A 20,859-nucleotide genomic window follows, 5' to 3' on the forward strand; every position below is an offset into this window, starting at 1 on the left:
GAATTCCTTTTAAAGGTGCGCATTAGCGCACTTTTTTGCTTTTAATTTGTTAAAGATTGTCATGATATTGATCAATTTATTTAACATTTGTATGTAAAAAAATGCTCGAGTTGGCAAATACTCAAGGCGTGCAATGAGGCGTAATGCACATCATGTTTCCCAAATTGAGCAGATGAATAATTAAGAAGAATGACGATGATGAAGAAACATCCAATCTACCTTTCGTTGGCAGCAGTCCTCATGACAGGCTCTGCGCAAGCGGCACTAAACGATTATGCCATTGTACTGGTGCATGGCTTCCAGCCTGACCAGTTAAAATCGAAACCCGACCGGGATCAGGTTGGTGTGGAAGGTGCAGAATACTGGCAGGATTTTTGGCTTGCCCATGCAGATGCCCGGATCGACTGGCCGTCTCATGAGCGGATCGAAGGGAAAATTGCCACCGATTACCTGTGGCCGAAACTTAAGGAACTCTCACAAAAAGGGACGTGTAAGCCCGGGTGTGTTTTTGTCACCCATTCCACGGGTGATCTGGTTACACGCTATTTAATTGATAATCAGGCGAACTGGCTGACAAATGCGGGGCTGGAACCTTTAAATATTGTTGCAACGTATGACTTTGCCGGTGCCGGCGGCGGCTCTGAGTTAGGTGACCTGGTCGTGAATGTCGCCGAAGGCGGCGGAGCCTGGAACACAACGCTACGCTATGCGCTCTCGCTCTGGCTTGGTGAGTTACCGGACAGTCAAAATACCGGGGTGCTCAACGATCTGCGTGTTGCAAATGCCCGTCAGCTTGCAGCACTCCCCGACAGCCGGGTGCCGCGATTACGTTTTGCAGGGGACAGCAGTGACTACCTGGGGGCGACATCAGGTTTCCTGCCGGGCAATGATGATGGCGTGGTTGCCAGCCATTCGTCCTGCGGAGCCAGCGAAGCCGGGGATTTCAGCAGCTGTTCAGTGCATGTGGCCTACAGCGGCAAGCTGGCAACCCAGTCGAAAGGCGTGAGCCGTTTCATGCCTTATCACTATCCGCTGCTTATGGGTGAGGACTACAGTCATCGGGGAGTGATCAGTTCTCAGCATGAGGGGGAGGTAACGACCGCCGCAGCTCAGGCCACTTTATTGGACGGCAAAGAGATTCGGGTGAACTCGACGGATGAATGGTACTGGCTCAATGGCCACTACTATCGTTACGTCGATGGTTCAGACTCGAAAACGATCTCTGAAATTGCATACAACTTTTAATCATGTCTTTTTCTGGCTTTGGTTCTGACCAAAGCCTTTTTTCGTGAATCGTGACTATGAAGAAAAGGAAAATCGCTGCCGCACTGACCGGGGGCTGCGTGCTGTTATGGGGAGCTGCGGCGTTGTGGCCGGAAAAACAATTTCAGACTCAGATCACTCCGGATGAAACACCTGAGCGTACGCCGGAAAAGATGAAGCAGGAAGCAGGACCCCAGGGGGAAACCATGAACCGGGGTGCGATTTCGGAGAATCATGAACACAGCGAATTGAGCACTGAACCAGAGTTGCGGTTGCCGGTTGAAATGAAAACCCAGTTTGCGGTCTTATCGAAGGTTTATGCGGCTGAGCTGGCCTATCCGGCATATTCCCGGCCGATCACGGCGCAAGACAAACAATGGCTGGAACCCAACCGGTATATGCCGGTGAAGGCTCCGGTGCTGGACGGCGAGGATTCAGCGGCAATAGTGCTGAAAAAGTACCGGCATTTTTTTCCTGAGGATATCCGGCTCAGTATTCAGAGTGGTTTACCTGTGGCCGCCATGACGGTGGAACTGTTTGATCTGCAGACACATCAGCGGTTGACCGGGAAGAAGACTTTGGGGAATCAGGTTGTTTTTCCGTCTGAGGAGCACTGGCCGAATGAAATCAGAGCGAAAGCCACCGTGGATTTTTCGACCGGGACAGACATTCTGACCGCAGACTTTCAATTTTTTGTGCCCGTTGCTGAAGTGACCCAGGTGGCCAAGCCTGTCATTTCCGGGGCCAACGTCGAAATTCCTGTCATGTTAACCGTGAAGAAAGCCGGGATTTACCGGATTCGGGCCAACCTGTTTACGGCCAGCGGTCAGCCGGTTGCTGTGTTAACAGCAAAGCAAATACTGGCTGTAGGGGAACAGACAATGACTCTGCAGGCTTATCATCAGGTGTTTGCAAGTGCTGATGAATTTGAGCTTCGGACGTTTCAGGTCGAAAAAATGTCCGGTTTTCCCGGTGAGAAAAGCCAGTATGGTATCAGTCAGCAGCCGGGCTGGCCTTTGGGCTACATTGACACCTCGCTGCTGTCGGATGAGCCTTATGTACCAACAAAAGCAGAACAGCAGCGGATGAGTTTTCTGGAAAGTGCTGCGTCAGGTTAATGCCTGTTGTGACACATCACTGAGTATCCAGTCGAACAGTAGCGTCAGGGAAGGGTTCGGTGCGGTGTTTGGCCGAACCAGATAATAACACTTTCCTGACGGTACACGCTGCGGGTAAGGCAGGATCAACCGGCCTGCATTCAGGTCCTGCTGCGCCAGCGTCACATCACCCACCGCAATGCCAAATCCCTGGATTGCGGCACTGACGGCCAGATCGAGCGTAGCGAAACGCTGGTTCTGGACCGCAACTTGTCCCTGATACCCGATATGTTCGAGCCACAATTTCCAGTCAGAGTGCTGAGGGGTTGCATGCAGCCAGGTGTATTTGTGCAATGCGTCCAGTTCGACGGGGAGTGACTCCCGGCCGAACAGCGAAGGGGAGCACATGGGGGATAAATACTCATCAAAGAGTCTGAATGCTTTCGTGTCTTTCTGCGGGGGCTGCTCTGCATAACAGATCGCCGCGTCAAAAGGCTCAGAGGCAAAACTGACACTGTGCATGATGGCGGAAGTCAGCTCCACATCAATCTCCGGATGCGCCTGCTGGAATGACATCAGTTTGGGTAACAGCCAGGCGGTGATACAGCTTGGTGCTTTGAGCTTGATCTGTTGCTTCTCATTCGAGACCTGATCAACGGCTTTTTGCAATTGAGTCAGGACTTGCTGGACCAGCGGCAGAAATTCAAGTCCTTTGGGCGTCAGGGTGAGGCCGCGGGCATGCCGCTGAAAAAGGCGGACTCTGAGCTGTTCTTCCAGGGTCTGGATCTGTCTGCTGACCGCACCCTGAGTTACGTTCAGGTGTTTTGCCGCCGCAGTAAAGTTTAAGTGTTCTGCTGTGATCAGAAAGGCGTGGAGCTCTCGGGTTGAAGGCAATCTCATCGGTGACACCATTTTCGGTTGAGCCATGCATTTTTATCATGGCTAGTATGCCGACTTTTCGATTCTTATTTCAAATTATTTTGTTTAATTTATGTAAAAGAAAGATATAAAGATGCTCAGGTTGAATTTTTAATCAAAATAAAGCACTTGAGTTTGCTATTCATGCATTACGAAGAGGTGTGCTGTGATGTCGTTAGCTACGAAACTAGTTCCAGAGGTGGTAAAAAATCTCATACCCTATCAATCTGCAAGACGCATTGGCGGTCAGGGACATATCTGGTTGAATGCCAATGAACTCGAGCAGAGTGAGCGCTATGGTGAATCAGCAAGTTACAATCGTTACCCTGATTTTCTGCCTCAGATCATTGAGCAGGCTTACCTGGAATATAGTGACAGCGCTTTCTTCGGCGCCCCTGCGTTGCAGTGTGAAACGCTGGCCGTGCGCGGGGCGGATGAAGCCATTGATTTACTGATTCGTACTTTTTGTCAGCCGGGACACGATCAAATCGTGATATGTCCGCCGACTTATGCCATGTATGAGTTTTGTGCGGATTCAATTGCGGTGAAGACGGTGAAGGTACCGCTGACGGATGATTTTGGTCTGGACGTGGCAGCCGTTCAACCGCACCTGAAAAACAGTAAAATTCTGTTTCTGTGTTCACCGAATAATCCAACAGGTAATGTAATCCCGCAGGAAGACATTGTCGCTCTGCTTGAAGCTGGCAAGGACTCCACGCTGGTGGTCGTTGATGAGGCATATATCGAGTTTGCCCCTCAGACCAGTGTGTCGCACCTGATTGCAGACTATCCCAATCTGATTGTGATTCGTACACTGTCAAAAGCTTTTGGTCTGGCATCGATTCGGGTCGGTTTTGTGCTGGCAGACAAGAGTGTGATGGATTATGTGGCCCGGTTAATTCCGCCATATCCGATTGCGGATCCAAGTGCCCTGATTGCCAGAAAAGCGTTGCAGGAAGAGGGTCTTGCAGCCATGTGCAGACAGGCCGACACCTTGATTACAACAAGAAACTGGTTTGCAGAAGCCGTATCTGCCTTACCTTTTGTGGCGCAGGTTTATCCGTCTTCGACCAACTTTGTGTTGGTCAGGTTTAACACGGATGACTGCCTTTACGATTATTTGCTGCAAAAGGGCATTGTGACACGTAATCAGGCTCATGATCCACGATTGGCTCGCTGTGTGCGGATTTCAATCGGAACGCAGGCCAGTATGGCGGAAACACTTCAGGCGTTAAAAGATTATCCATTTGATCCAACAAAGATAACGACGGTGTAAGAGGGAATGAGAATGAAAAAACAACTGGGAATGGGCCTGATCCTGGCGACAGCGCTGATCAGCAATGTTCAGGCAGCAGACAGACCCGTGCGTCTGGCATCTGACTTTACTTATCCGCCATTTAACTACAAAGACGAGCAAGGTACACCGAAAGGGTTTGATATCGAAATCGCGGATGCACTGTGTCAGGAAGCGCAGCTGGAATGTGTGTGGGTGTCACAAAGCTGGGATGGATTGATTCCTTCATTACTGGCCCGTAAGTCAGATGCCATCATGGCTTCAATGCGCATTACGGAAGAGCGTAAAAAGCGCGTCCTGTTTACCGATAAGTATTACCAGACACCTGCCCGTTTTGTGGCCAGACAAGATGCGGCACTCCGTATTGATAAAGCCGGGCTGGACGGGAAACGGATCGGGGTTCAGTTAGGGACGATTCACGATCGTTACGTGACTGATATGTACGGCGATGTTGCGAAAATTCAGCGATATACCGGACAGGATGAAGTCTATTTAGATCTGGCGTCGGGCCGGTTGGATGCCGCTTTTGGTAATTCCGATCAGTTGGCACTGGCGTTTCTGGATAAGGAGCAAGGGAAAGGCTTCGAATTTGTGGGCGCCGCTGTGACGGATAAAGCTTATATCGGTGAAGGGACGGCACTGGCATTACGGAAAACCGATAAACAGCTGGCCGAGAAATTTAACAAAGCGATTCAGACGATTCGTGAGAACGGAACCTATGATCGGATTGCCGGCAAATACTTTAAATTCGACATTTATGGCGAATAATCGATCAGGCTGATTGTCTTTTTTATACCGGAGCAGATACGCGGGTCAGATGACCGGCGTTTCTGCTTTCTGTGCTTCACTGCTGTTCACACAGCGCAGTGTCCGGAAAACTTGCCATTGTCTTTATCTGAGCTGTTCGTACTCAGCGTTGAATCTGCTTGATTTATTTTTTTGATGTCGTAGTGTTGCTCCCTCTGTTTCATATTGTTTTGTGAGGTCTCATGCATTACCCATCTCCATTGCAACCCGGCAGTACGGTTGCGGTGACAGCATTCTCCGCGGGTGTTCCGGCAGCTTGTCATGAACGTTTGGATCTGGTGATTCAGGGCCTGCGGGACCGCGGGTTTAAAGTGCTGGAGGGGCAATGCCTGCGTGACAGTGACGAGCATGTCAGTGCGCCTGCAGCAGTCCGTGCGAATGAGTTCATGAACTTTTTACTGGATGACCGGGTCGATGCGATTTTTCCGCCCTGGGGCGGGGAACTGGCGATGGAGATTCTGCCGCTGCTGGACTGGGATCTGCTGCGACACGCCAAACCCAAATGGCTCGTCGGATTTTCAGATATCAGCACCATTTCTGCAGTACTGACGGCCCGGTGCGGCTGGGCCAGTTTGCACAGTGCTAATCTGATGCAGCTTCATCCGACGCAGGATGACGTGCTGAACAGTGCGGTTTTTTCGTTGCTGGGCTTACCTGCAGGAGAATCCCTTACCTTAACTCAGTCAGATTACTATGAGGCCGCCGCACCAGATTATTCGAAGGTGCCAGACGCGACACTGTCACTGACCCAACCGACACGATGGCAGGTATTGTCGTCAGGACAGACTGCAGGGGCGGTGCAATTCTCCGGGCGCTTGATCGGCGGATGCCTGGATACATTCGGTCTGCTGTCCGGCACGTCTTATCTGGATATCCAACAGATGAAATCAGCGTATGCTCATGACGGACTGATCCTGTTTCTGGAAAATGGTGAATTGTCCCCGACGGCGATGGCCCGGTTGTTGTTATCCATGAAATTCAATGGCGTCTTTGATGCGGTTGACGGCGTGCTGTTTGGACGGGACGGTCTGGCTCAGGCGCATGATAAAGCGATTTCACACGCCCAGGTCATTGCCAAAGTGCTGGGGGATTTACCGGTGCCGATCTTGACGGATACGGATATTGGACATGTGGCACCGAACTTGCCGCTGGTGAATGGGGCGTACGCCGAAGTGATGCTGTCTGACGGAAAGGGGCAGGTCATTCAAACATTCAGGTAACTCATACTGTGGCAAGTGATTGATACGAATTGGCTTGCCAGAACGTCTATACTCTCAGGAAATGCGCCTCGGCGACCGCAATCGCTTCGGATAAGTACTGAGTTATGAGAGATGACAATACGGCAGTGCTGTATCAGCATGTGCGTTCAGCGCTGTCAGATGAGCAAGGCTATGCCCGTCACCTGGATGAGAAAGCGGCACATCTGCTGGCGTTGCACTCTGCTGTGATTGCGGGCTTCACCATTCTGGTTTTCATGGCATCTTCACTCTTTCTGCCGCCACAACATGCGATTGGCTGGTTGGCCGGCATCTTCGTTTTGCTGACTTATGTGGGGTTGATATCCGCCTGGAGCCTCCTTTTTCGTCTGCTTCGGCCATCCGACGCCTACGGTGTTGAATTGCCGGAAACCTGGCTTGAAGACATGAAACAGCAGGGGGCGAATCAGAATGCACATCTGGCAATCGTTCGGTGTTACTCCGTCTGGCAAAAGCTGAATCAGAACAATCAGCAGAAAAATGCGCTGCTGAAAAAGGCATATCATGAGATTGTTTTCTCCGCCTGGTTAATTGCAATCGCGCTGTTGTTTCTGCTGGCAGCAAAATACTTAGGAACGGACTGATAAACACGCGGGTTGAGTGAAATGTTTTCGATCCTCAGGCGGCGCCTTAGTGATACAGTGTGCGAATGTGACAGATTGTGTGAGCATCAGGAGGGAAGATGCAATTCGTTCACTGTTCTTTTGAAAGACACGGCGCAGCCATTCAGGCAATTTTCAACGATGCGATTTGTAATACCACGGCTTTATATGAATATCAGCCTCGCTCCATGGAAGTCATTCAGACTTGGTTTGCGACTAAAACAGCGAATGAATTTCCGGTGATCGGAATAGAAAATGAAACCGGTGAACTCATGGGATTTGCTAGCTACGGTACATTCAGGGCCTGGGCAGCTTTTAAATATTCTGTTGAACACTCGGTTTATATTCATCCGGAACATCAGGGGAAAGGATTAGGCAAAATGCTGATGGAAGCGTTAATCCAATCTGCCCGGGCACAGAATTATCATGTCATGGTTGGCGGCATTGACGCCTCGAATACAGGCAGTATTGCTTTACACAAGAAATTAGGCTTTGAATATTCAGGTACCATCAAGCAGGCAGCCTATAAATTTGACCGTTGGCTGGATTTGGATTTTTATCAGCTGACGCTCGACACTCCGCTTAAACCAGTTTCTGGTTGATGTAATTTTTGGGAAGGACATTGGATGTTATTTAATAACCCTTACAGCTTAGAAAAGGCCGAGCGCCTGATTCATATTTTAAACCTCACGCCAGACAGTAAAGTGCTTGATATCGGATGCGGTGATGGTGAATTTCTGCTCCGTTTGAGTCAGGCGACAGGGGCCCAATGTTTCGGGGTAGATATTTCCGGTGAAAATATTGCGGCGGCAGCAGCCAAAGCAACTCAGTTAGGCCTGACTGAGCGTGTTCGTTTTGAAGTTGCAGATGTGAACCAGCGTCAGTTTGGCGCTGAGTTCGACGTCATTATTTGTCTAGGGGCTGTCTATGCGTTTGCTTCAGGTCAGGCAGCTTACCCGGAAGCATTGACTCAAATGCAACGCTGGCTGAAACCCCATGGTCAGATTCTTGTCGGTGAAGGCTACTGGAAAAAAACACCAGCTCAGGCTTATCTGGACTTTATTGGTGAGCCCGTGGGCATTTATCACAGCCATCAGGGTAATGTTGAAGTGGCAGAGTCTCACGGTTTCATCGTGACCTATACTGCCACCAGTAATCAGGATGAATGGGATCATTTTGAAGGCAGTTTTCGTGTAAAAGCAGAGCGTGCTGCCATGGCCAATCCGGAAGATAAAGAAGCAATAAAAAAGCGTGATGCGGTGAGAGCATGGAATACTTATTACCATCGCTATGGCCGTGAAACGATGGGTTTTGGTTTTTACCTGATGTTCAAAGTTCAGGATGAAAGGTGAGGCGTGAGCAACCTGCCAGACTTTGGATATGCTGCATTTTGAACTGAATGCAATGAGATGGCCGCCGTGAGGCGGTCTTCATCGTTTCGAGATAGGAAGTGGCTTGATCGAACGTGAAGTGAAAACGGTGATAAGGAGACTGTCATGGAACACAAAGGCACGAAACGCGCTCTGGTGGTCGAAGGTGGTGCGATGCGCGGGATATTTGCGACGGGTGTGCTGGATGGGTTTCTGGAAAAAGGTTACCGGCCGTTTGATTTCTGCATTGGTGTTTCAGCCGGTTCAACGAATCTGGCTGCGTGGCTGGCAAACCAGCATGGACGTAATTATCGGGTGATTACCGACTATTCCTGCCGACCTGAGTTTATCAGTCTGCGCAGGTTCGTACGGGGCGGGCACTGGCTGGATCTGGACTGGCTGTGGAAGATTACCATCAACGAAATTCGTTTGGATCTGGATGCGTTCGCGGCACAGCCTGTCCCGTTATATGTGGTGACCACTCAAGTCACAACGGGTGAAGCGGTTTATACCCGGGCAACTGCGGGAAATCTGGAGCAGCTCCTAAAGGCGTCTTGTTCGGTGCCGGTTGCCTATCGGGATTTTCCTGAACTGAATGGTATTGCCATGACCGATGGCGGTGTGGCTGATTCGATTCCAGTCATGAAAGCTTATGAGATGGGTGCCCGCGAGATTACCGTGATCCTGTCACGTCCACTTGGATACAGAAAGAAAGCCAGTAAGGCCTCCTGGCTGGTGCGTCGCATGCTGGCTGATACGCCGCATCTGGCTCACGTAATGATGAATCGTGCTGAAAGTTATAATCAGGCCATTGATTTTATCGAGAACCCGCCGGCTGATTGTAAAATCCGGGTGATCGCTCCGCCTGCAGAATTTGATGTCGGGCGAATCACAACGGATAAGAAGCGGCTGGATGCCGGTTATCAGATGGGACTGGCTGCAACGGCTGTGGTGGAATCCGCCTGAGTTTATCTGGCTTCAATGAAGTGAAGGCGTTGAATCAACAGGGAAGACAATGATTTTTGAAAATTTTGCACCGGCAACGCTGGCTCAGCAATTCAGCCTGACACCGCAGGCAGCGGAATGTCTGTCCGCTTATCTGGTGTCATTGCCGGAGGCTCAGATTCCGCTGATCCCAAGTGTGAGTGCTGATTACTTTTGTGCGGATAAAGAAAATGCCGACATCTGTGCCGAACTGGTTCGGATGGGTCAGAAACAAGCGACGTGCAGTATGAAATACTGGTACCTCACCGGAGATGAACAGGGCCCTGAGCCGATGCCTCAGACAGGCCATTTACTGGTGGTGACGAACTGGGATGGAGAGCCGGTCGCAATTACTCAGGTTACCTCAGTGTCAGAAGCCAGGTTTAAAGATGTCACCGCTGACTTTGCGGCCGCAGAAGGCGAGGGCGATCAGTCATTAAGCTGGTGGCGGAAGGCGCACTGGCAGTTTTTCAGTACAGAATGTGAAGCTTTTGGCATCGAGATGTCGGAAGAGATCCCTCTGGTGCTGGAACGGTTTAAGACCGTTTGGGCGAAAGCGGCAGCCTGAATGCGATGAAAATGAATTGAGGCATTTCTCTTGCCATTTTTCATTTGTCTTGTTGTCATCTGACCTGATTTCAGGGACTTGAGCGCCTGCTCTGCTATCTTTAATCACATTGACGATTCAGTGATGGCAGAGCGGGACATGAAAACATACTGGCTCAATCGCTGGGAAACAATCCGAAACAGCTTTTGGTTTGTTCCGGCGATGCTTCTGGTGATCGCTGTCGGTTTGGCCCGCATTGCCGTGACGCTGGATCACCAACTGACTCAATTTCCTTTTGCTTTTCCCGATATTGGTTTTACCGGCGGGGCAGAAGGTGCCCGGAGTGTGCTGTCAACGATCGCCGGTTCCATGGTGACTGTCGCCGGGGTAGCGTTTTCGATCACCATTGTTGCCCTGACACTGGCGTCTTCTCAGTTTGGTCCCAGACTGTTGAGGAACTTTATGCGCGATCCCGGGAATCAGTATGTGCTGGGTACTTTTATTGCGACCTTCATCTATTGCCTGCTGGTCCTGAGCAGCGTCACCAGTAATCACGATAATGCCTTTGTTCCCCGGCTGGCGGTCAACATCTCACTGTTGCTGGCTTTGCTGAATGTGGGGGTTCTGATTTTTTTCATCCATCATGTCGCGACATCAATTCAGGCGGATCATGTAGTGAATGGTGTTTATGAAGAACTGAATCAGCATATCGCACAGTTTTTCCCGGATGAACTGGGTGCGCACCCGGCACGTGATCAGACAACAGGCCAACCGTTGACCGGTCTGTTTCACCGGATCGTCCCGGCTAATCATGAAGGTTATTTACAGGCGGTGGACAGAGCATCACTGCGCCGTTTGTCTGAACAGCTGGACTGTCAGATTGCCCTGAGTCATCGTGCCGGAAGTTTTGTGATCAAAGGCAGTTCACTGGCTGTCGTGTTGTCGGATACGGAACTGGACGAGTCGCTGGATTCGGAGCTGCAGTCGTGTTTCATCATCGGCAAACTCAGAACGCCGGAACAGGATCCGGAATTTGCCATCCATCAACTGGTGGAAGTCGCCGTCCGGGCGTTATCACCGGGGATAAATGATCCCTTTACCGCGATGACCTGTATCGATCGGTTAAGTGCTGTGCTCTGCACGCTGACCGGGCGCGCTTTTCATCCTGTCAGCTGGTATCGCGATGACGGGCGGCTGCAGCTGGTGGAACAGCCACTGGACTATTCCGGTATGCTGAATGCGTCTTTTGATCAAATCAGACAGCACAGTCAGACCGATGTTGCTGTGTCTATCCGTTTGCTGGAAGGTCTGTCCCGGATTGCCAGTCACTGCCGGACAGCTGAACAGCAAGAAGCTGTTCTGCGTCAGGCGGATATGATTGTCCGGACACGCCGGGAAAGTCTCTCCGAAGCTGAAGATATCGCTGATGTGGAGCAGCGATATCAGGCCCTGAAAGATGAATTGCGTCAGCTTGGCTGAAGGCTGACATCTTTATATTCTTGATTCGTCCTGATGATTCGTCAGCGTTGACCGGGAAGTGAAAGTTTTCCGGATGAGCTTGTTGTTCGTGGTGAGGTAGAAAGTAGCCCGAGAGGATAAACTCGAACTATATATCTTTCTAAAAAGATACTTGATAAAGAGCATGTGCAGCGCTATATTATCTTTTATGAAAGATATTTTCTTGAAAGTCACCTGAGGGAAGGGAAATGAATTATCTGATTGCGCTATCCGTTCCAATGCTATGGGGCAGTACCTATGCCGCCGTCGGTCTGTTTCTGCAGGATATGTCACCTTATTGGGTGGCTGTCTGGCGTGCATTGCCTGCAGGTTTAGTCCTGCTCATGCTTCGTCCGAAGCTGCCGCCACTCAACTGGGGCCGCATGACACTCCTGAGCTTTTGCAATATTGCTGCTTTTTTTGTTCTGCTTTTTATTGCAGCCTATCGCCTGCCAGGCTCGGTGGCCGGTACTTTGGGCGCCACAATGCCACTGCAGCTGATGTTGTTACAGTGGGTTGGAGAAGGAAAAAGACCTGATCCCCGTTCTGTTTTGCTGGCAGTGGTGGGTCTGATTGGGGTGGGTTTGTTGCTGAATCCGTCTGCTGATCTGGACCCGATTGGGACCCTCGCAGCCTTAGCCGGGACGGCACTGGTGGCTCAGTCGGCTATCTGGATGAAGCGATGGCCAGTCAATGACGCCTTGAGTTTTGCTGCATGGCAGCTTGTGCTGGGAGGCATCATGCTCATTCCTTTCGCTTGGTTTGTTGCTGGCGCACCGGTGGCTTTGTCTGTAGACGCGCTCCCCGGACTGTTATGGCTGGTTTTGCTGAATACCGCATTTGGTTACTGGGCTTGGGTCCGCTCCGTGAAAATACTGGGTCCGAATGTGATGTCGATGCTCTCACTGGTGAATCCGGTTACTGCCGTCATGCTGGGAATCGGTCTGGTCGGTGAAAGTTTAGGGCTTTTGCAATGGGCAGGGATTGGCTTGATTCTGGTCGCACTGTTGCTGATGAAAAAAACGTCCGGCAAGGGCCGGAAAATGAACCATGAAATGAATCATCAAGAAGGAATTGATCTGAATGAGCAAAGCAAAAATTCTGTTTCTGTCCGGTAGCAGCCGAAAGGGCTCACTGAATCAGCAACTGGCCAGACAGGCATACCGGATGGCCGCTGAAATGGATGCTGAGGTGACGCTGATTGATTTAGCCGATTATCCGATGCCACTCTATGACGGCGATCTGGAGTCTGCTGAGGGGATTCCTGGGACAGTCAAAGCGCTTCGGGACATTTTTATGGCACACAACGGAATATGTATTGCATCACCGGAATATAACGGCAGTTTTTCTCCGTTACTGAAAAATACCATCGACTGGCTTTCCCGCCCGGATGGGGATGTGCCGGCACTGGCAGCCTATCATTCGAAAACGGCTTATCTGCTCAGTACGTCGCCGGGTTCACTGGGGGGAATCCGGGGGCTGGTGATGTTGCGCATGCTGTTGAGCAATATCGGGGTGATGGTGATGCCGGATCAGCTGGCGATTCCAGCTGCGAATCAGGCCTTCAATGGGCAGGGTGAACTGACAGATAACCGTCAGGCAGAACTGCTTCAGACGCAACTCAGAAGGTTCGTGGCCCATCTGAACCGATAAAGAGAAGAAGATGAATTTGAAAAAAGCGGCTGTTGCCGCTTTTTTCAGTTGAGTCCGAGCTGTCTTCTGAACTCTGATTCCGTGGCATAATCCTGAGAGTCAGCACGGTCCAGAAAGACAATGCCATTGAGGTGGTCAAATTCATGCTGGAAGATCCGGGCAATGAAACCGGTCAATTCACATTGTATTTTCTGGCCGTCCAGTTGCTCATATCCCACTTTGATTGTGGTCGAGCGGGGCACCAGTGCCCGCATGCCCGGAATACTCAGGCAACCTTCCCAGTCTTTTTCAATGTCCTCACTCATCCAGTAAATTTCCGGATTCAGCATGAGGGTGGGTTCCATCGCGGGGGCGAGCGGATAGCGTGCATTGGGCGAGGAAGCCACAATAAAGGCACGAACGGATTCACTGACCTGAGGCGCTGCGATCCCCACGCCCTGATGAGACAGCATCAGGTCCTGCAGTTCGCTGAAAAAGGGAGCATATTCTTTCCACTGAGCCGAAGTTAACGCTTTGGCCTGCTGGCGTAAAATTGGATTTCCGAGCTGTGCAATCTTCATCCTGTGTCTCCCTTTTGTGCTGATATGGGCGTTATATCGCTAATGGTCAGTCACTGCAAGCGGCTACTCACTGACTTTTTTCAGCGCAACGGCATTCATACAATATCTTAAGCCGCTGGGAGCTGGTCCGTCAGGGAAAACATGACCCAGATGGGCATCGCAGACAGAGCAGGTTGTCTCAATACGTTGCATCCCATGCGACGTGTCCAGATGATAGCTGATGGCATTTGCTTTGACGGGTTGGGTAAAGGAAGGCCAGCCTGAGCCAGAGTCAAATTTTTCACCGGCATCGAACAGCATGTTCCCGCAACAGACGCAGGCATACTCACCCGGTTCAAACAGTTCACACATTTCTGAGCCAAATGGCCGCTCCGTTCCTTTCAGGCGGGTGACATAATACGCGTCTTCGCTGAGTATCTGACGCCATTCTTCCTCGCTTTTTTCAACACGGCGGTCAGCGGGCAGATTACCTTTTGCCGCATGTTCAATGACGTTTTCCCAAGTGAGCATGGTGTTCTCCGAATAACAGGGTTTGGTTATACATAGGGGGGAATGCCCGGAATTTCAAGCATTGTGTTTCATTTGGAACAGACCGGCCCCCGGGCTGAAAATAACCTTGTTTTTCCTGTGTGTTTCACGGCGGAAGTCTTCGCTATAATGCCGCGCTCAATGATCTAAGCTCTTATCACAATGCTCTGGATTTACGATCCAGCCCGCACTGAGGAAAAACGATGTCTCAATATGTAGTTTGTGCAATGTACAAGTTTGTTGCACTGGAAGATTTTGAAGCCCTGCGCCAGCCGCTGCAGAATCTGATGGAAGAAAAAGAAATCCGCGGAACCCTGCTGCTGGCAAGAGAAGGGATCAATGGTACGGTTGCCGCCAAGCGTGAAGCCATTGATGCACTGCTGGCCTGGTTCAAAGCAGATGGCCGTCTCGCAGACATCGTCTATAAAGAATCTTTTGACGAACATCAGCCATTCAATCGTTCAAAAGTGAAGCTGAAGAAAGAAATCGTCACCATGGGTGTTGAAGGGATTGACCCGCGCCACGTGGTGGGCACTTATGTAAAACCCCAAGACTGGAACGACCTGATTGCTGATCCTGAAGTCTTTGTGGTCGATACCCGCAATGACTATGAGATCGAAGTCGGCACGTTCAAGCATGCGGTGAACCCGAAAACTGAAACGTTCCGTGAGTTTCCGGATTACGTGAAAGAGAACATGGACCCAGCCAAACACAAGAAAGTTGCCATGTTCTGTACTGGGGGGATTCGTTGTGAAAAATCAACGGCCTATATGAAAGAACAAGGCTTCGAAGAGGTTTACCACCTGGAAGGCGGTATTCTGAAGTATCTGGAAGAAGTGCCGGCTGAAGAAAGCCTGTGGGAAGGTGAGTGCTACGTCTTTGACGGCCGGGTCACCGTGAACCACCAGCTTGAAAAAGGCTCTTATGACCTGTGTAATGCCTGCCGTCTGCCTATCACTGAACAGGACAAGCAAAGTGCACTCTTCGAGCAAGGCGTGAGTTGTCCGAAATGTTTTGACAAACATACGGAAGAACAGAAAGCCCGTTTCCGTGAGCGTGAAAAGCAGGTTCAGCTGGCTCAGGAGCGTGGTGAAGAGCACGTAGGTGGTGATGCGATGAAAACCATCGAATCACGCCGCCAGCAAAAGCTTGAGCGGAAGAAGCAGCAACGCGAACAGCGTTAATTCGCTGTCACTGTCTTTCGTCTGAAAACAAGAACATCCCTGGTCAGTCTGGCCGGGGATTTTTTTCGCCTGCGTTTGCTGTCTTTGTTCGTTCTGCGTTCTCTGCTGCCTGAAATTTCAAATGGCTATCTCGGTTCAGTCCGGTGAATGGCTGAAATTCCGGCGGGGCACGAAACCTTTCTTCCGCCGTGTGGGTCCAACTGATTAAACAGCGGAGGAGATGTCGGATGGAATCAGTCGGCTTAGGCGGAAGTTGCCATTGGTGCACGGAGGCAATTTTCCGGTCATTGAAGGGCGTTCGTGAGGTGGAGCAGGGCTGGTTGTCTGCGCAGGGGCTGGAAGGGATGTCAGAAGGTATCCTGGTCCGTTTTGAGCCTGCAAGTATCGACCTGTATACCCTGATCCAAATTCATCTGCATACCCATAGCTGTACCTCGGATCATGCGCTACGTCACCGGTACCGTTCCGCAATTTATGCGTTCAGCCCTGAGCAGCAGCGCGCCTCGCAGATTTGCCTGAAAGCACTTCAGTCTGAATTTGACCAGCATGTTCTGACGGAGGCTTTACGTATCGACACATTTGAACCTTCGCGGCAGGCACTGCAGGATTACTTTTACCGCAATCCGCAGCGGCCATTTTGTCAGGCACGTATCAGTCCCAAGCTGAACTATTTGCTGAAACAGTTTGGTGCCTATGTTGATGGCAATAAACGGGATGTCATTCAGCAGTCGACGATTGATCCGGATTCTGAGCTGGCTGTCAGTCCAGATACTTCGTCAGCAACTGACTGAGCCAGTCCATGAAAATCTGGACCCTTTTCGCCATGTGGCGGCGGTGCGGGTAAAGCAAATAGACTGGTAACGGCGCAGAGCTGTGCTGGGAAAGTACCTGAACCAGTCTGCCCTGTTCTGTCAGATGCCGTACGCCCATAGCGGGAACCTGGATCAGACCGATGCCGGCAAGACAAGCGGCAGTATACGACTCTGCATTGTTCACGGTTAAAGCCCCTTTCATACTGACTTCCCGGGTGATTCCGTTTTCCTCATATTCCCAGCAGTCCGTCTCACTGCCGATAACCTGATGGTAGTGGATCAGCTGGTGGTGGCTGAGATCCCCGACCTGTCGGGGAATCCCATGTTTTTTCAGATAAGCCGGGCTGGCGCAGGTGATGAGGGGCATTTCCCCCAGCTTTCGGGCGATGAGCGAAGAGTCTTCGAGTTTTCCCGCACGTAACACGCAGTCAAAGCCTTCTCTGATGATATCAACCCGGCGATCGGTGCTGCTCAGTTCCAGCGAGATGCCCGGATGACTTGCCAGGAAATCTGGCAAATGCGGGATCACCACGTTTTTGGCGGTGCCCGTCGGCATATCCACCCGAATACGGCCAGAAAGCTGTTCCCCGGTCTGACGGAACAGGTTGTCCAGTTCATCAAACTCTGACAACAGGTCGAGACACCGTTCGTAGTAGACCTTTCCGTCCTGAGTCAGAGTGACTTTGCGCGTTGTACGATGAAGCAGTCGTGTTCCAGACTGCGTTTCAAGCAGCCGGATATAGTTGGAAACACTGGCTTTGGGTAAATGCAGTTCATCTGCCGCACGGGTGAAGCTGGCAAGTTCAGCGACGCGGATGAAGGCACGCATGGCACTGAGTCGGTCCATGGTGTATCCCTATTGTTCGTATTTAATAAACAGTGTAATCATTTTTATCATGTTTATCTCTTTCTGAATGACTAATAGACTGAGTTCAGACATTCAAATACTGAGTTCAGAGCAACTGAAAGAGGATGGAAAGATGGCACAACGTATCGCAATCATCACAGGCGGCAGTCGGGGGCTGGGAAAAAATACGGCGTTAGCGATGGCGCGAAAGGGGATCGATATCATTGTGACTTACCGGAACAAGGAGAGTGAGGCTGCATCTGTCGTCAGCGAAATCCAGGCACTGGGTCGTAATGCTGTCGCACTGCAGCTGGATGTGGAACGCAGTCAGGATTTCCCTGCTTTTGCAGAGCAGGTGAAAGGAACCCTGAATCAGCACTGGCAGCGTGATAGCTTCGATATTCTGGTGAATAATGCCGGAATTGGCATTCATGCTTCATTGATGGAAACGACCGAAGCTCAGTTTGATCAGTTATTCAATATTCATCTGAAAGGGGTCTTTTTTCTGACGCAGGCTCTTGTGCCTCTGCTCGAAGACGACAGCCGGGTCGTGAATATTTCAACCGGGCTGACGCGGTTTTGTATTTCGGGCTACGGTGCCTATTCAGCGATGAAAGGTGCAATTGAAGTCTACACCCGCTATCTGGCCAAAGAGCTGGGTTCCCGGGGGATTCGCGTGAATGTTGTTGCTCCGGGAGCCATTGAGACTGATTTTGGCGGGGGAACGGTTCGTGATGTCAGTGAGGTCAATGATTATCTGGCGGCACAGACGGCTCTGGGCAGAGTGGGACTGCCAGATGATATTGGCGGGATGATTGCTATGCTGGTTGAAGAGGAAAATGGCTGGGTCACAGCGCAACGTATTGAAGCATCCGGCGGCATGTTTTTGTAAAGCGGAGTCATTCAGAGGGCGGGGCTTTGTCTCCGCTTTCGAACATTTTGATAAATAATTAAATAAACGATTGACCTCAAGCTAAGTTGAGGTTTTATCGTGGCGCCATGAACTTCGGATTATGGAGCAAAGCAATGGAAAAATTAGTTCATCAGTACCTGAAGACCCTGGATCTGCCCTCACCGCAACATACCCTGGCGTGGGTACAGTCGTTGCAGTCAGCTCATCTGGCACGGTATCCGTTCTCCAGCACCAATGTCATTCTGGGCCGGGAGCTCAGCCTGGAACCTGAAGCGTTATTTGAACGACTTGTGACAGAACGCCGTGGCGGTTATTGCTTCGAGCACAACAAACTGATTTACCTGACCCTGAAACAGCTGGGGTTTGATGTCCGGCCGCTGATTGGCCGGGTGATGCTGAATGGAAATCCTGAGAATGGCCGTTCACACCGTCTGACTTTGCTGACGCTGAACGACGGTCGGTATCTGATTGATGGCGGGTTTGGGGTGATGACGCCGCGCCGGATCATTTCGCTGGATGAATACGAGGCTCAGCCGGGTGTGCGCTATGACTACTATCTGGAACGGGATGGCCGGGGTGGCCTGATGGTCCTTGCCAAAAGCGGTGAGGAAACTCAGATTCTGTATCGCTTTGACTTTGCTGAATACCTGGAATCAGACTGTAATATCAGTCATTTTTACAGTCACCAGGCCCCGGATGCCGCATTTGTGAATCATCTGGTGGTGTCACGCATTCTGGAAGGACGCCGCTACCTGATTCGTAACCTGACCTTTTTTGAATACGATGATGTAACCCGCGATGACAAAGAAGTTAGTATCAGTGACGGCACCATGCTGCACCATTTACTGACGACTCAGTTTAAGCTGCCGGTGTCTGAGCAGGAAGCGGCAACCTTATATGCACATCAGTCCGTAAAATTACGTCAGTTGCAGCGATAAAGCGGAGCTGGAGAAGGAAACCGGATTCGGTGCTGGTTTTCCAATACAGAATATTTAGAATGATCGTTTATAAATATTCATCACGAAAACCAGGAGATATTCTGTGGATGCAATTCTCTACTACGTGCACGATCCCATGTGCAGCTGGTGCTGGGGTTATCGGCCTGCCTTCCAGCGATTGAGGGCGCAATTACCACAGCATATTGAGGTGAGGTTTGTATTGGGCGGACTGGCACCAGACAGTGATCAGCCCATGCCGGAAGAGATGCAGCAGATGCTGCAACACACCTGGCGCCGCATCGAAGGGCAACTGGGTACTCCATTTAACCATGACTTCTGGACGCATTGTCGGCCCCGGCGTTCGACCTATCCGGCTTGCCGGGCGGTGATCGCGGCTGAGCTGCAAGGGCAGGGGGAAGCCATGACTGAGGCGATTCAAAAAGCCTATTATCTCCGGGCTATGAATCCTTCCGATGTGGACACGCATGAGCAGCTTGCGGAAGAACTGGGATTAAATACCGCCAAGTTTGCTCAGGACCTGACCAGTGAAGCCGTCCAGGCATTACTGGAACAGCAGCTCGCGCTGACCGCAGCACTGGGTGTCTCAGGTTTTCCCTCGTTGGTGTTGGAAGTGAATGGTCAGCGCTGGCCGGTTGCTTTGGCCTATCAAAATGAACTGACCACACTCAATGACATCAGCGCTAAGCTGCATTGGGTAAAAACGAAAGCAACCATAGCTGGATGGTTTTCTCAATAGTCTGATGCAAGCGGGATGCAGGGGGGATATCCCCCCAATCGTTTCAGAATCGGTAAGCCATTCCGAGGGTGTAGAGGGTTTGGGTTTCGTCGTAAAAGTCGATATTTGAAGACTGTTCATCAACCCCGGCCCTGGCGATGATACTGGCATTCCGCCACTGGAAGGGAGCCAGATAGATCATGGCTGCTGACAGACCATAGCGATTATCTTCCCGGGTTTTGGCAAAGATCGGATGCGTGTCTTCATAATCCACTTTGGCGGTACTGGCACCCAGCATAAAGATAAAACGCTGAAAACGATGTTTGGCAGACAGTTCAACACCATAGCGATTGTTCGCGACAGCTTGGCCTTCAGCTTTGTCTTTGATGTAATGCAATTTCCAGTCAATGCCGAACCCGCTGTTGAAATCAATGCTCTGACTGAGTGCGGTATAATACAGATCTCCCTCGCGCTTTAATGCTTCCTTCGTGGCAGCATCATACGCCGATCCGCTTTGCTCGTTCTCGACCCGGCGTTTTCCGCCTGCAAACTCAAACGACACATTGCTGCCGCCGATATGGTTGTACTCGAACACACCTCCCCGAATCGTCCGGTCGGTTTCAGTTCGGGGAGAACCGGTCAGGAATGGATCTTCCCAGACTTCGTTCTCCAGAAAACCCGGAATGACACCCAGTCCGATGCTGGAACCATCATTCAGGTAATAATTGACGCCGGCCTGCAGGTAGAAACTGCTGGCCATACCGCCCAGTGCGGTCTTGAAGTAGAGGGCGGTGGCAGGAGACAGGCCCAATTGCAGATCCCACATGGGCAAAGGCAGTGTCTTTTCTTCTTTCGTACCCGAATCATTCAGTGAGTTCAGCACGGAGGGCTGTTCTGTGCTCAGGTTAGAGTCATTTTGCATCCAGGTGAGGTGGAGACTGACATTGCCTGAGAATCCAGGCTGGACTGCTTGCTTTGCTGAAGCCGAAAATGCAGCCAGCGCTCCCAGCATGAGCGCTGCCTGACAAAATGTACGTTGCATCGTCACTTCCT

Annotated in this window: 22 protein-coding genes and 1 pseudogene; 18 read left to right on the forward strand and 5 right to left on the reverse strand. The window is 51.0% G+C overall.

Translation table 11 applies throughout. From position 1 onward, the window contains the following. Window positions 1-198: 198 nt before the first annotated feature. Together SPK40_RS16005 and SPK40_RS16010 are read left to right on the forward strand one after the other, a co-directional pair. Entirely contained in the window at window positions 199-1,245 is a 1,047-nt protein-coding gene (locus SPK40_RS16005) for a hypothetical protein (RefSeq protein ID WP_330961193.1), read from the forward strand. Between the two features lie 56 nt (window positions 1,246-1,301). Beyond that, a complete protein-coding gene (locus SPK40_RS16010) occupies window positions 1,302-2,381 on the forward strand; it encodes a hypothetical protein (RefSeq protein WP_330961132.1) in 1,080 nt (359 codons plus the stop codon). On the opposite strand, the gene SPK40_RS16015 is transcribed toward SPK40_RS16010, so the two are convergent. Further along, window positions 2,373-3,287 (reverse strand): LysR substrate-binding domain-containing protein, encoded by a 915-nt coding sequence (locus SPK40_RS16015; RefSeq protein WP_330961133.1) that lies wholly within the window; start codon window positions 3,285-3,287, stop codon window positions 2,373-2,375. The two genes, SPK40_RS16010 and SPK40_RS16015, sit on opposite strands and share 9 nt — an antisense overlap. Window positions 3,288-3,447: 160 nt before the next feature. On the opposite strand from SPK40_RS16015, the gene hisC reads away from it, so the two are divergent. The 11 genes and pseudogenes from hisC (at window position 3,448) to SPK40_RS16070 (ending at window position 13,288) form a co-directional block, all read left to right on the forward strand. Beyond that, the gene (gene hisC, locus SPK40_RS16020) at window positions 3,448-4,554 is read left to right on the forward strand and encodes a histidinol-phosphate transaminase (protein WP_330961134.1); all 1,107 of its coding nucleotides are present in this window, start codon (window positions 3,448-3,450) and stop codon (window positions 4,552-4,554) included. Between the two features lie 30 nt (window positions 4,555-4,584). Continuing rightward, window positions 4,585-5,340, forward strand: a complete 756-nt coding sequence (locus SPK40_RS16025; RefSeq protein WP_442957585.1) for an ABC transporter substrate-binding protein — start codon at window positions 4,585-4,587, stop codon at window positions 5,338-5,340. A gap of 221 nt (window positions 5,341-5,561) precedes the next feature. After that, window positions 5,562-6,599 (forward strand): S66 family peptidase, encoded by a 1,038-nt coding sequence (locus SPK40_RS16030; RefSeq protein ID WP_330961136.1) that lies wholly within the window; start codon window positions 5,562-5,564, stop codon window positions 6,597-6,599. Window positions 6,600-6,703: 104 nt separating this feature from the next. Next, a complete protein-coding gene (locus SPK40_RS16035; RefSeq protein ID WP_248142651.1) occupies window positions 6,704-7,219 on the forward strand; it encodes a hypothetical protein in 516 nt (171 codons plus the stop codon). Between the two features lie 98 nt (window positions 7,220-7,317). Next, window positions 7,318-7,839, forward strand: a complete 522-nt coding sequence (locus SPK40_RS16040; protein WP_330961137.1) for a GNAT family N-acetyltransferase — start codon at window positions 7,318-7,320, stop codon at window positions 7,837-7,839. Between the two features lie 12 nt (window positions 7,840-7,851). Further along, a pseudogene (locus SPK40_RS16045) lies at window positions 7,852-8,589 on the forward strand (SAM-dependent methyltransferase); the annotation flags it as partial. A 144-nt stretch (window positions 8,590-8,733) separates the two neighbouring features. Beyond that, complete coding sequence (locus SPK40_RS16050; RefSeq protein ID WP_330961138.1) at window positions 8,734-9,573, forward strand: patatin-like phospholipase family protein; 840 nt, start codon at window positions 8,734-8,736, stop codon at window positions 9,571-9,573. A gap of 49 nt (window positions 9,574-9,622) precedes the next feature. Then, window positions 9,623-10,159 carry an ASCH domain-containing protein gene (locus SPK40_RS16055; RefSeq protein ID WP_330961139.1) on the forward strand — a complete coding sequence of 179 codons (537 nt, stop codon included), beginning with the start codon at window positions 9,623-9,625 and terminating at the stop codon, window positions 10,157-10,159. Window positions 10,160-10,297: 138 nt separating this feature from the next. Continuing rightward, a complete protein-coding gene (locus SPK40_RS16060) occupies window positions 10,298-11,617 on the forward strand; it encodes a DUF2254 domain-containing protein (protein WP_330961140.1) in 1,320 nt (439 codons plus the stop codon). Between the two features lie 227 nt (window positions 11,618-11,844). Continuing rightward, window positions 11,845-12,753, forward strand: a complete 909-nt coding sequence (locus tag SPK40_RS16065) for a DMT family transporter (protein ID WP_330961141.1) — start codon at window positions 11,845-11,847, stop codon at window positions 12,751-12,753. Then, a complete protein-coding gene (locus SPK40_RS16070) occupies window positions 12,719-13,288 on the forward strand; it encodes an NADPH-dependent FMN reductase (protein ID WP_330961142.1) in 570 nt (189 codons plus the stop codon). Before SPK40_RS16065 ends, SPK40_RS16070 begins: the two co-directional genes overlap by 35 nt. Window positions 13,289-13,332: 44 nt before the next feature. On the opposite strand, the gene def is transcribed toward SPK40_RS16070, so the two are convergent. Then, window positions 13,333-13,848 (reverse strand): peptide deformylase, encoded by a 516-nt coding sequence (gene def, locus SPK40_RS16075; RefSeq protein ID WP_248142643.1) that lies wholly within the window; start codon window positions 13,846-13,848, stop codon window positions 13,333-13,335. Window positions 13,849-13,911: 63 nt separating this feature from the next. After that, entirely contained in the window at window positions 13,912-14,358 is a 447-nt protein-coding gene (msrB, locus tag SPK40_RS16080) for a peptide-methionine (R)-S-oxide reductase MsrB (protein ID WP_330961143.1), read from the reverse strand. Between the two features lie 221 nt (window positions 14,359-14,579). Here msrB and trhO point away from each other — a divergent pair, with 221 nt between their 5' ends. After that, window positions 14,580-15,560: an oxygen-dependent tRNA uridine(34) hydroxylase TrhO gene (gene trhO, locus SPK40_RS16085; RefSeq protein ID WP_330961144.1), complete on the forward strand. Its 981-nt coding sequence runs from the start codon at window positions 14,580-14,582 to the stop codon at window positions 15,558-15,560. 227 nt (window positions 15,561-15,787) lie between these two features. Continuing rightward, entirely contained in the window at window positions 15,788-16,351 is a 564-nt protein-coding gene (locus SPK40_RS16090; RefSeq protein WP_248142640.1) for a peptide-methionine (S)-S-oxide reductase, read from the forward strand. Here the strand turns inward: SPK40_RS16090 and SPK40_RS16095 are convergent. Further along, window positions 16,320-17,219, reverse strand: coding sequence for a LysR family transcriptional regulator (locus SPK40_RS16095; protein WP_330961145.1), 900 nt, complete (start codon window positions 17,217-17,219; stop codon window positions 16,320-16,322). The genes SPK40_RS16090 and SPK40_RS16095 overlap by 32 nt on opposite strands. Before the next feature lie 133 nt (window positions 17,220-17,352). Here SPK40_RS16095 and SPK40_RS16100 point away from each other — a divergent pair, with 133 nt between their 5' ends. The 3 genes from SPK40_RS16100 (at window position 17,353) to SPK40_RS16110 (ending at window position 19,827) form a co-directional block, all read left to right on the forward strand. Continuing rightward, entirely contained in the window at window positions 17,353-18,111 is a 759-nt protein-coding gene (locus tag SPK40_RS16100; protein ID WP_330961146.1) for an SDR family NAD(P)-dependent oxidoreductase, read from the forward strand. A gap of 134 nt (window positions 18,112-18,245) precedes the next feature. Then, window positions 18,246-19,070, forward strand: a complete 825-nt coding sequence (locus tag SPK40_RS16105; protein ID WP_330961147.1) for an arylamine N-acetyltransferase family protein — start codon at window positions 18,246-18,248, stop codon at window positions 19,068-19,070. 103 nt (window positions 19,071-19,173) lie between these two features. After that, window positions 19,174-19,827 carry a DsbA family protein gene (locus tag SPK40_RS16110; protein WP_330961148.1) on the forward strand — a complete coding sequence of 218 codons (654 nt, stop codon included), beginning with the start codon at window positions 19,174-19,176 and terminating at the stop codon, window positions 19,825-19,827. A gap of 43 nt (window positions 19,828-19,870) precedes the next feature. On the opposite strand, the gene SPK40_RS16115 is transcribed toward SPK40_RS16110, so the two are convergent. Then, entirely contained in the window at window positions 19,871-20,848 is a 978-nt protein-coding gene (locus SPK40_RS16115; protein WP_330961149.1) for a DUF2860 family protein, read from the reverse strand. Window positions 20,849-20,859: the final 11 nt, after the last annotated feature.

Origin of the sequence: Photobacterium sp. 53610 (assembly GCF_036409375.1) — a bacterium.
Classification (GTDB): Bacteria; Pseudomonadota; Gammaproteobacteria; order Enterobacterales; family Vibrionaceae; genus Photobacterium.